The 11,065-nt window shown below is 69.7% G+C and carries 5 protein-coding genes; 3 read left to right on the top strand and 2 right to left on the bottom strand.

Going from position 1 to position 11,065, the window contains the following annotated elements:
• Positions 1-2 precede the first annotated feature (2 nt).
• Positions 3-5,291, top strand: coding sequence for a beta strand repeat-containing protein (locus AC1DXX_RS11605; protein WP_478134336.1), 5,289 nt, complete (start codon positions 3-5; stop codon positions 5,289-5,291).
• 10 nt (positions 5,292-5,301) lie between these two features.
• Here AC1DXX_RS11605 and AC1DXX_RS11600 read toward each other — a convergent pair whose 3' ends face one another.
• Positions 5,302-6,186 (bottom strand): hypothetical protein, encoded by an 885-nt coding sequence (locus AC1DXX_RS11600; RefSeq protein ID WP_478134335.1) that lies wholly within the window; start codon positions 6,184-6,186, stop codon positions 5,302-5,304.
• A gap of 231 nt (positions 6,187-6,417) precedes the next feature.
• Here AC1DXX_RS11600 and AC1DXX_RS11595 point away from each other — a divergent pair, with 231 nt between their 5' ends.
• On the top strand, positions 6,418-9,582 hold the full coding sequence (locus AC1DXX_RS11595; RefSeq protein ID WP_478134334.1) for a UDP-N-acetylmuramoyl-tripeptide--D-alanyl-D-alanine ligase: 3,165 nt from the start codon (positions 6,418-6,420) through the stop codon (positions 9,580-9,582).
• A complete protein-coding gene (locus AC1DXX_RS11590; protein WP_478134333.1) occupies positions 9,579-10,556 on the top strand; it encodes a hypothetical protein in 978 nt (325 codons plus the stop codon). Before AC1DXX_RS11595 ends, AC1DXX_RS11590 begins: the two co-directional genes overlap by 4 nt.
• Here AC1DXX_RS11590 and AC1DXX_RS11585 read toward each other — a convergent pair.
• Positions 10,487-11,065 carry a M15 family metallopeptidase gene (locus AC1DXX_RS11585; protein ID WP_478134332.1) on the bottom strand — a complete coding sequence of 193 codons (579 nt, stop codon included), beginning with the start codon at positions 11,063-11,065 and terminating at the stop codon, positions 10,487-10,489. The two genes, AC1DXX_RS11590 and AC1DXX_RS11585, sit on opposite strands and share 70 nt — an antisense overlap.

Below are 11,065 nucleotides of genomic sequence, written 5' to 3'. Positions count from 1 at the left end.
AGATGACTCACATTCCATCCTCGATCGCCCGGCGCATGCGCGGCCTGTGGGCGTGTGTCCTGGTGCTGCCGGCGTTGTTGATGTCGGCGCCGGCCGTGGCTGACCAATTGGCGTGCGTGCCGCAATCGGGCTACAACGCCTGTGTCCAGATCACGTACACCGGCGCCAACCAGACGTTCACCGTGCCGACCGGCGTGAGCTCGGTGTTCATCAAGGCATGGGGCGCGGGCGGCGGCGGACCCAACACCGGCTACTACACCGCGCAACGCGGCGGCGGCGGCGGTGGCTTTTCCTCCGGCACGCTGACGGTGACCGCGGGCACGGCGCTGGGCGTTCGCGTCGGCGCAGGCGGCGCGGTCAACGATCTCACCGGCACCTATGGCGGCGGCGGCGCGGGCGGCAACGGACAGGCCACGGCCATCGGTGCGAGCGGCGGCGGCCTGTCGGGCGTGTTCGCCACGACGACCTACACACAGGGCAACGCCAGGCTCATCGCCGGCGGCGGCGGCGGTTCGTCACCGGGGGCGGACGTCGGCACGCCCGCGGCCGGCGGCGGCGGCGGAACGACCGGGCGCGACGACAACGTGGCTGCCAGCGGGCGGCCCGGCACCCAGGCAGGAGGGGGCGCGGCGGGAACGGGCGGCACCTGCAATCTCGGTGCGCCGACGGCCGGCACGGCGCTCCAGGGCGGCAGCGGCGGCTCTACCAACGAGAACCAGAACGAAGGCGGCGGCGGCGGCGGGGGTGGCTACTTCGGCGGCGGCGGCGGCCTGTGCCAGGGAACTTCGCCCAACGGCATGGGCGGCGGGGGATCCGGCTATGTCGGGGGCGTGAGCGGTTCGACCACGGCCATGGGATCGAATTCGGCGTCCGACAATGTCGGCGGCGCGGCGGCCACCACCGGCGACACCCACTACGTCGCTGGCATCGGCACTGGCGGCGGCGGCGACCTCAGCGGCGGCAACGGCCTCGTGGTGATCCAGTACAACCTGCCGGTGATCACGCTGAGCAAGACGGCGCCGGCGACAGTGTCGTCGGGAGCCGCCATCACTTACACCCTCAGCGTGGCCAACAGCGGTGCGGTCGCCACCGGCACGACGGTGATCGTTCGCGATCAACTGCCGGCGGGCGTGATCGCCACGGCGGTCACGCCCGGCACCAACGTCAACGCCGTGAACTGCGGCACGTTGCCGAGCACGGCCGGCGCGTTGCTGACCTGCACGATGACGCTGCCCGCCGCCGGGCTTCCCGCCGGGGCGACGCGCAACTTCACGCTCACCGCCACGGCGACCACGGTCGCAGGCACCGTGCTCACCAACTACGCGAGCACCAATGTCGTCGGCAACGGAACGCCCGCCACGAACCCCGGTGCGGGCTGCGTGTCCAACGCCACGATCAGTTGCGGCAGCGCCGCCACCACCGTGGTTGCCGGCGCAGCCGCCCTGGCGCGCTCGGGCGAGCGCACGGTCACCAACAACCAGGTGGCCAACGGGAGCGCGCAGGACGTGCTCGAAGCCATCGTGCGCGACGCTGCCGACAACCCGGTGGCCGGCACGGTGGTGACCTTCGCCGCGACCGCCGGCGTGGCCTTCAACGGCGGCACGGTCGGCGCGGCCGGCAGCTGCACCACCGGTGCCGGCGGCCTCTGCCAGGTGACGGCGACCAGCACCGTGCCAGGAACCAAGAGCAGCGCCGTCAGCATCCCGGCCGGCGCGCTGACCGGTGTCTTCACCGCGGGGGGCCAAAGCTACGGCGCGAGCCCGGCGGCCTATGCCTTCGTGGTCGGCGCGCCGAGCGCCGCGCAGTCGGGCCTGCGCATCGTCACCGACGGCCAGCTGGCCAACGGCAGTGCGCAGGACGTGCTGCAGGCCTTCGTGCGCGATGCGAGCGGCAACCTGGTCGGTGCCGGCGTGGTCGTGAGCTTCGGCGCCACGCCCGACGTGGCCTTCAACGGCGGCACGGTGGGCGCGGCGGCCAGCTGCACCACCACCGCCGCGAGCCTCTGCCAGGTGACGGCAACGAGCACCGTGGCCGCGACCTACAGCGCCACCACGGTCACGCTGGGCGGCGTGGCACTGGGCGGCATTTTCACGGCCAGCGGCAACAGCTACCTGCCGAGCCCGCAGACCTACAGGTTCCTGTCGCTGCCGACGGTGACCATCCGCAAGACCTCGCTCAACGGCGTCGGCACCTTCGACTTCACCGGCAGCAACGGGCTCGCCGCGCAGAGCATCACCACCACCGTGGCCGGCACGCCCGAGAGCGCGCCGGTGCAGACGCTCACGGCCGCGAGCACGGCCACCACCATCACCGAGGGCGTGCCCCCGGCGGGCTACACGCTGACGGCCGCTTCCTGCACCGGCCTGCCTTCCGGCGGCACCGCCACGCTCTCGGGCCGCACGCTCACGCTCAATGCCGCGGCCACAGCGCCGGGCGCCAACCTGGTCTGTACCTTCACCAACACCGGCGACACCGGCGGCACCTCGCCGCCCATTCCGCCGACGGTCAACTGCCTCTCGAACGCCGCGATCTTCAACACCGCCTACAACGGCGTCAGCGGCCCGCCGCTGAGCACCGGGCGCGACACGGTGTGGGAGTCGGGCGAAGGCGCCGCCAGCGGCGGCCCCGGCACCGTGGCTTCGTGGCAGCGTGCCTACGTGGGCAACAAGGCCCCGGGTGCCTGGATCAATTCGCCCTTCGGCAACGCCAACTGGAATTCCAACTACAACCCGAACCACGCCGGCAACGTCGACGTCTACCACCGCTTCACCTTCAACATGGCGGCGTCGGTGAACCCGGCGACCTTCTCGCTGAAGCTGGACTTCTATTCCGACAACTCGGTGGCCGAGGTGTTCGTCAACGGCGTGCTGCAGACCGTGCCCGGCGTGCCGCAGGGCGGCAGCGACCCCTACAACTTCCGCGGATTCGACGCTGGCAGGCAGGCGAGCGCGACGCTGTCCAGCAACTGGCGCACCGGCAGCAACACCGTGGTGGTGCACATCAAGAGTGGCGCCAACGCCGAAGGCTTCCTCGCGCAGGCCACCACCACCGCGGTCTGCACCCCGCCCACCGTGGCCCTGTCGAAGACCACCACCGGCGGCGCCGGCGGTCCCTTCAATTTCACGCTGAGCAATACCACCCAGACCAACGGCGTGGTCAGCACGGTGGCGGCGGGCACGGCGGTGCAGGTCGACGGCAACACGGCGACGGCCGGCACGCAGCCCTTCTCGGCCACGGCCCAGGGCACCGCGATCACCATCGCCGAGCCGGCCGTGCCGGGCTGGAACCTGGCCGGCGCAGCCTGCACCGATGCCGGCACGCCGGTCGGCAGCCTGGGCACCGGCGCCGATGCGCGCACCTACACGATCCCCGCAGCCAGCGTGCAGTACGGCAGGCCGCTGCTGTGCACCTTCACCAACGCGGCCTCGGCCACGGTGACGGTCAGCAAGGTGAGCAACGGCGGCGTGGGCCCCTTCGGCTTCACCGGCAGCAACGGCCTCGCGGCGCAGACGATCACCACCGTCACGGCCGGCACCGCGGCCGCGGGCGCGATCCAGACGCTGGCCGCACCGGGCATCGCCACCACCATCACCGAAGACCCGCTGCCCGCCAACTACGCGCTCACCGGCGTGAGCTGCACCGGCCTGGGTGCGGGCGGCACCGCCACGCCCGACCTGCCCAACCGCAAGGTGACGCTCGATGCGGCCGCCACCGCCGCGGGCAGCAACATCGCCTGCACCTTCACCAACACCTTCACGCCGCCGTTCCCCCGGTTGCAGATCGTGAAGACCACCACCGGCGGCAGCGGCGCCAACCTGTTCGGCTTCGCGCTCAGCGGACTCTCGGCCGCCACCGACAGCATCAGCGTCACCGGTGCCGGCACCGCGAGCGGCGCCGCCAACCTGACCGGCACGGCCGGCGTGCTGGCGACGATCAAGGAAAGCGTGCCCGCCGGCTGGCCTGCCAACCCGATCAGCGCGAGCTGCCTGGATGCGGCCAGCGCCACGCCCACCGTGCCCTTCGGCACGCTGGCCGGCAACGAGCTCACCGTTCCCGCGGCCAACATGGTGGCCGGCGCCAACATCACCTGCACCTTCGTCAACGGCTTCGGCTACACCGTGACGGGCCGCGTGTTTCTCGACAACGGCACGGGCTCGGGCGTCGCGAACGACGGGTTGATCAACGGCAGCGAGGGCGGCATTGCCGGCGTGAGCGTGCAGCTCACCAACTGCAGCGCCGCGGTGCTGTCGACGGCCACCACCGACGGCGCCGGCAACTATGCGCTCGACGTGCCCTTTGCCACCGCCGCGAACGCGCCGCTGTGCGTGGAAGAAACCAACACCGCGTTGCGCCTCTCGACCGGCGCTTCGTTCGGTGCCGTCCCGCTGCCTTCGGGCTCGACGGTGGCGAGCGGCGGCACCAGCTACACCTATACGCGCACCGGAACGCCCGACCGCATTGCCTTCGCCTGGAACGGCACGGGCCACACCGGCCTCAACTTCGGCGACGTGGACCGCAACACCTTTGCGGCCGACGGCGCCAAGAGCGGCATGCCGGGCAGCACCGTCAGCTATGCGCACACCTTCATTGCGCGGACCGGCGGCACGGTGAGCTTCGGCATATCGAGTTCGGTCGACGCGCCGGCCGTGAGCGGCTGGAGCGGCAAGATCTTTGCCGACACCGGCTGCACCGGCGCGCAGCAGGCCGGCGCCGCGCTGCTGTATCCGCCCGCGGCGCCGGTCACGGTGGTGGCCGGGCAGAACGTGTGCATCGTGATGCAGGAGTTCATTCCCGCCAACGCGGCCAACGGCAACAACAACCAGAGCACGGTGCAGGCCAGCTTCGGCTTCACCAACGCCGGCCCGGCCCTGAGCGCGAGCTACACGGTGCTCGACACCACGACGGTGTCGAACAGCGCGCTCGAGCTCAAGAAGGAAGTGCGCAACGTCACGCAGGGCGGCAGCTTCGGCGTGAACAACCAGGCCAAGTCGGGCGAGACGCTGGAGTACCGCGTCACCTACACCAACAACGGAACGACCCCGATCTCCGACATGAAGATCAACGACGCGACGCCGCAGTACACCAGCTTCGGCGCCGCACAGGCCGGCACCACGCCCGCTTCGCTGACCGGCTGCCGGAAGAACACGCCTGCCAACGCCACCCCCGCGCCTTCGGTGGCCTGCGCGGTGGCGCAGACCGCCGGCGGCACCGGCACGCTGAGCTGGGAGTTCGTCGGCTCGCTCGCGCCGGGCGGATCGGGGTCGGTGCTCTTCAGCGTGAAGGTGGATTGAGCGGGCGCGATCACCGCGGCCTGGGGGCGTCCAGCTGCGCCATCAACTCGGCGACCGCGCCTGCCACGCGGTCCTGTTGCTCGGCCACCGCGTCCGCATAGGCGTCGAGCTGGTTGTCGATGTGCAGTTCGCGCCGGATGGCGACCATGACCGGTTGCATCTTCGTGTTGATCGCCTGCAGTCCCAGCATCAGGTTCTTCACGAACTCCCCGTGCAGCGCATTCCGCTCGAGATGGAGCGCCTGGCGTGTTTCGCTGTGGTCTCTGAGGAATTTCGTCTGGGTGTCGAGCGTGAGGTCGAGCGCCCTGCGCCTGGCTTCGTCCCTTTCCATGTCGCCGGATTCGACGAACTGGGCGATCGCCGAGAGCACGCGCTTCTGTTCGGCCAGCGCGCCTTCCCAGAGCGTCGTGTAGAAATCGATCTCGCTCAGCAGCTGCCGTATCGGCTGGGCGGCCCCGATCAGCCGCAGGTGAAGCACGCCGAAGGTGCCGATCAGGTCGGACACCAGCGCGGACGTCCGGCTCTCCGAAACCATCTGCAGCTTGGCGGCCGCCGCGAAGAAGCCTTGCAGGGGCTGCGCCGTCTCGGCCTTGTTCAGATCCGTGGCCGGCAGCGAACCCAGGTACGAGCTGGCATGGACGAACTGCTCGATCGCGTGCAGATAGACATCCCTGCGAAGGTCGGCCAGCCGCTGGGCCGCCTTCTCTTCCCTGTCGTGCCGCAGCCGCAGCATGAGGCGCCGCGTGTTGTCCCGGTTGGCGACCTTCACGCCCGACAAGGTCAGGAATGATGCGATCGCCCCGGCCCAGACGACGTCGGGCACTTTTCGCAGGATGCCGAAGAGGACACCCGTGAAGATGAGGAAGTCACCCCAGAGTGCGGGCAATGAATCCATGAGGCCGCCGTGGAAGTGGAGGGCGGGGCCATCCTAAGACACCCGCGCGAGGGTGGAAAGCTGGCGTATGGCCGGTTGCGTTTGCAGGTTGGCGGTCCGATATTTTCGTTGACAGCATGCGGGAAATCGATTCCAGTCGTTGCAGCCGCGAGAGCGCGGCGTCTAAGAAGCCGGTTTGGAGCTCGCAGGACACAGAGCCTGCGAGGGGAACTTTCAGAAGGAAAAGCAGGCATGCAGTTGCAAGTGGCAAGCGCGGCTGCCGCATCGGATGCCATGCCCCCAGGTCTGCACATCGACACGCTCCTGATGAACGCCCGCAAGGCCTTGCAGGAGTTGCCGGGCGACGAATTGCGCGAGCCGGACACGTCGCACGAGGCCGGATGCGTGGTGTTCCTCGCCATGGGCGAAGGCCAAAGCCGTGCCCGCGTGGTGTCGGGGCGCGGCCCGGACATCGACACGGCATGGCGGCAGGCCGCCGATGCGCTGGCTGTCCAGGTGCAACGCGCCGACCGGCCACCCGAGCGTTTGCGCGCCGAGGTGGTCGACCAGGTGGAGCCGCTGACCTGGGGCGAACTCAAGGCCCGCCTGGCGAAGACCAAGCGCAACTATTTCAACCAGGGCATCGCCTTCGACGCGCGCTTCGAGACCGCGCTGCTGGCGCAGGAGATGCACGGCGGCGCCATCCTCTACAACGGCGAGTTCGAGCATGCGGTGCCCAACCCGGCCAATCTGCGCCTGCACACCAAGCGCCGCTTCGGCACGGAGATCGACTTTCCCTCGGACGATGCTGCGCCCGTCTGGTGCTTCACCACCCGGGGCGTGTACGCCGATGCCGGTGGCACCTGGCCCCTCACCGCCCGGGGGCAGGCCGCAGGCTACCGCCGGCTGGACACCTGGGATGCGGCGCAGGTCCGTGCCATGGTCGATGCGGCCAGCGACTACCTCGCCGGGCAGGTCCAGCCCACGGGCGAGTTCCACTACGGCTGGTTTCCCTGCTTCGACCGCGCCATCCCCACCTACAACACCCTGCGCCACGCCAGCTCCACCTACGCCATGCTCGAGGCCTGGGAGCTCACGCGCAGCGCCACGCAGAAGGCCGCCATCGACCGCTCGCTGGGCTTTCTGACCCAGCGGCTGATCCGGCCGGCCGTGCTGCCCGACGGCACGCACGCGGCCTTCCTGGTGGACATCGGCGACGAGATCAAGCTCGGCGGCAACGCCGTGTGCCTGCTCGCGCTGGTCAAGTACACCGAGCTCACCGGCGACGCGCAGTACCAGCCGCTGATGGCGCAGCTCGCGCTGGGCATCCGCGCCATGCAGGACCCCGCGAGCGGGCGCTTCGTGCATGTGCTCCACCATCCGGGGCTCGGCGTCAAGGACGCGTTCCGGGTCATCTACTACGACGGCGAGGCCGCCTTCGGGCTGATGCGCCTGTACGGGCTCACGCGCGATGCGCGCTGGCTCGCCGTCGTGGAGAAGGCCTTCGAGCATTTCATCGCCGCCGAGCACTGGCGCGCGCACGACCACTGGCTGAGCTACTGCGTGAACGAGCTCACGCGCTACCGTCCCGAGACGCGCTACTACCGGTTCGGGCTGCAGAACGTGGCCGGCTACCTGGACTTCGTGCTGGAGCGCATCACCACCTTTCCGACGCTGCTCGAACTCATGATGGCCGCGCGCGAGATGCTGCAGCGGATGGAGGACGACCCCGCGCTGCGCCCGCTGCTGGACGGGTTCGACCGGGACAAGTTCGACCGCGCGCTGGCGCACCGTGCGCGCTACCTGGCCAACGGCCACTTCTGGCCCGAGCTGGCGATGTTCTTCCGCAATCCCGAGCGCATCGCGGGCTCGTTCTTCATCAAGCACCACAGCTTCCGCGTGCGCATCGACGATGTGGAGCACTACCTCTCGGGCTATGTGGCGTACTGGAAGCACCTGACACGGGAAGTCCCCGCCGATCGGCGCGCCGGACCCGCGGGCCATCCGCCGAGGGACGAACGGTGGAATGCCGCCAACGTGCGGGCCGCAACCCGCGGCGAGTGGTTGCGCGCCCCGTTGTCGAGCCGGTGGCGCGCGACCGGGCTCTGCACCTGGCCCGCGGCGATGCAGGCGGGCCACATGGTGGCGGTGCGCGGGCCCGGAGGCCCCAGGGGCGTGGACCGCGCATCGCTGGTGCGCCTGCCGTTCCTGCCCCAGGCCCTGATCACCGAGGGCGGGCTGGACGATCTGCCCGCGGGCCAGCCGGTCTTGCGCGTGGCCGACGTCGGTGCGGCGATCCTCGCACTGGGCGCCTATGCCAGAAGCCAGATGACCGGCCGCCTGATCGGTGTCACCGGAAGCGCGGGAAAAACGACCACCGTCGCCATGCTGAGCCATGTGCTGCGGCCCTGGGGCGACGTGGGGCAGACCGCGCAGAACGCGAATCTGCCGCACGGCATTGCGTGGAATTTGTCCTCGGTGCCCTGGAACGCCCCCTTCACGGTCGTCGAGATGGCGATCGGGCGGATGCGCGAAAGCGCCCGCCTGGTTCGCCCCGATATCGCCATCGTGACCACCATCACGTCGGCGCACCTGGCGTACCACGACAGCATCGAGGAGGTGGCAAGGCGCAAGGCCCGGATCTTCACCGGCATGCAGCCGGGCGGCCTGGCGGTGCTGAACAGGGATCTCGCCCAGTGGTCCATCCTTGCCGAGGAAGCCGGGCGCCATGCATTGCGCATCGTCAACTACGGCAGGCATCCCGACGCCGATGTGCGTCTTGTCGGATACGACGCGGCGCTGCGGGAAGTCCATGCAGAAACCGGCGGGCGCGTCGTTCGCTACACGCTGGGGGCGCCGGGCGAGCACATGGCGCTCAACAGCCTGGCCTGCGTCGCCGCGCTCGAGGGCCTCGGCCTGTCGCTCGACGTCGCGCTGCCGATGTTCTCGCTGTTCAAGCCGGTTGCCGGGCGCGGCAGCGTGTCCGACCTGAAGATCGGCGAGAAGCAGCTGCGCATCCTCGACGAAGCCTACAACGCCAACCCGGCATCGATGACGGCTGCGCTGAGCCTGATCCGCGAGGTCGAGCCGCCGGTCGCGAACGGCCGCCGGGTCCTGATACTGGGCGACATGCTGGAGCTGGGCCCCGGGAGCGCGGACCTGCACGCGGCGCTTGCCGAGAGCGTGCAGCAGGCGGCGCCCGACCTGGTCCTGCTGTGCGGCGGCGAGATGACGAACCTGCAGGCGCGGCTCCATGGAACGCTGCCATTGCACTGGTTTCCCGACGTCGACCGCCTCAAGGAAAAGCTGCCCGAGCTCCTTGCGCACGGCGACCTTGCGTTGGTCAAGGGGTCCGGCGGCACGCGGCTGGGCGAACTCGTCGACATGCTCAAGTGCGGCGAGGAGGTGCCCGGATGAAAATCCGTCCGGGCCATCTCGCCGCCGTCGCGGTCGCGGCGATCGGGATCCTCGGCTTGCGGCTGGCATGGGCGCAGGGTGCGGACGGTTCTCCCGGGCGCTGCCGCGCCAGTGCGTCCGGCATGCAGACGCGGCTGAACAGGACGCTGAAGGTCGACGAGTTCCGGATCCGCTATGCGACGGAAGGCCCCGATGCCCTTGCCGATCCCACCGATGCGAACGGCAATGGCATTCCGGACGCGATCGACGACCTGGTCATCCAGCTGACCACCGCGCGCTCGGTCTACACCGACGTGCTCGGCCTTCGCCATCCGCTGCGCCAGCCGCGCTACCGGCTGGCCGAGGCCATCAACGTCTTCGTGATGGCGATGGAACAAGGCAACGGCCTGGCTTTCGACGAGGTCAGCCGCGAAAAATCCCAAGGCGGCGGCGCGGGCGGGGACTGCGCCCTGTCGTTCGCGGTCAACGGCCGCCTGCAGCCCAGCCGGAACATCACGCCCGCGCACGAGCTGTTCCACCTCTTCCAGTACGGCTATGCGATGTTCAAGACCCGCTGGTACCTGGAGGGCATGACGCGGTGGATGGAGACCGCGTTCGTCGACAACAGCGTGGTCGACCGCGATGCGCTCCGCACCCGCCATGCGCGTTGCGAGGATGTCTTCGGCAGCCCCCTGTCCGCATCGCCGTACTGGCGGATGAAAGCCCGTGCGGCAGGCCGAGGCGGCGCCGTGCAGATACCGCCTGCGCTGTTCTCGCGCACCTACGTGAATGGCCAGCGCGTGTTCGACAGCCCCGTTTTCGAAGGCGGGCGTTTCGCCCTGCCTGCGCTCGAGGCGCTGCAGAAACTCAGTGCCGATGTCGCCGTGCAGAACGGCCTTCCGCTCTACAACTGGCCCGAGGACGTTCAGAGAAGCAATCGCTTCGACGCACTGATCTGCGAGTCCATCGAAGCGCTCGGCAGCGCCCCGAGATAGGCAGGCGCCTCGTCGCCCGCGCAATAGCGCCAGTGCCAGGGTTCTTCCGCGAACTCTCTCCACCAGCCGAATTCATGGGCGTGGTTTCGCAGCCATTGCGCGCGCGGGCGTTCGCTGGCGTGGCGGACGTCGACCGCCAGTCCCAGCCCATGGCTCGACGTGCCTGGTACCGCCGCAGGTGCACAACCCGGCTTGAGCCACCAGGTCTTTCCGTCCCAATTCACAGGAGCGCGTTCGTCCTGCTGTGGCTCGTTCGCATACCGGCGCAGGAAAACCCTGACCTGCACGGCCAGAGGCCGGTAGGTATCGACGCTGTGCGTAGGCTCGAGGTGAATGCCGTCCCTGCCGGCCGCCTCCCGCATGGCAACCCAGGCGATGGCTGCGCAGCGGTGCAACTGGCCACCCGGGACCGGCCGGAGCAGGCTGCCATCCAGCTCGCCGTTGCGGCAGCCGCGCAGATCTGCGGGCGTTACTTGAAGACGGCGGGCATCGTCATCGGTGGGCAGCAT

Source organism: Variovorax sp. P4_B10, from assembly GCF_056402375.1.
The sequence above is the reverse complement of the archived record's forward strand: the minus strand, read 5'-3'. Positions and strand labels throughout refer to the sequence as shown.

What these genes read in the sequence shown, in the direction of transcription:
- AC1DXX_RS11605 (WP_478134336.1), top strand. Translation starts at nt 3, where the DNA reads ATGACTCACATTCCATCCTCGATCGCCCGGCGCATGCGCGGCCTGTGG.
- AC1DXX_RS11600 (WP_478134335.1), bottom strand. Translation starts at nt 6,186, where the DNA reads ATGGATTCATTGCCCGCACTCTGGGGTGACTTCCTCATCTTCACGGGT.
- AC1DXX_RS11595 (WP_478134334.1), top strand. Translation starts at nt 6,418, where the DNA reads ATGCAGTTGCAAGTGGCAAGCGCGGCTGCCGCATCGGATGCCATGCCC.
- AC1DXX_RS11590 (WP_478134333.1), top strand. Translation starts at nt 9,579, where the DNA reads ATGAAAATCCGTCCGGGCCATCTCGCCGCCGTCGCGGTCGCGGCGATC.
- AC1DXX_RS11585 (WP_478134332.1), bottom strand. Translation starts at nt 11,065, where the DNA reads ATGCTGCCCACCGATGACGATGCCCGCCGTCTTCAAGTAACGCCCGCA.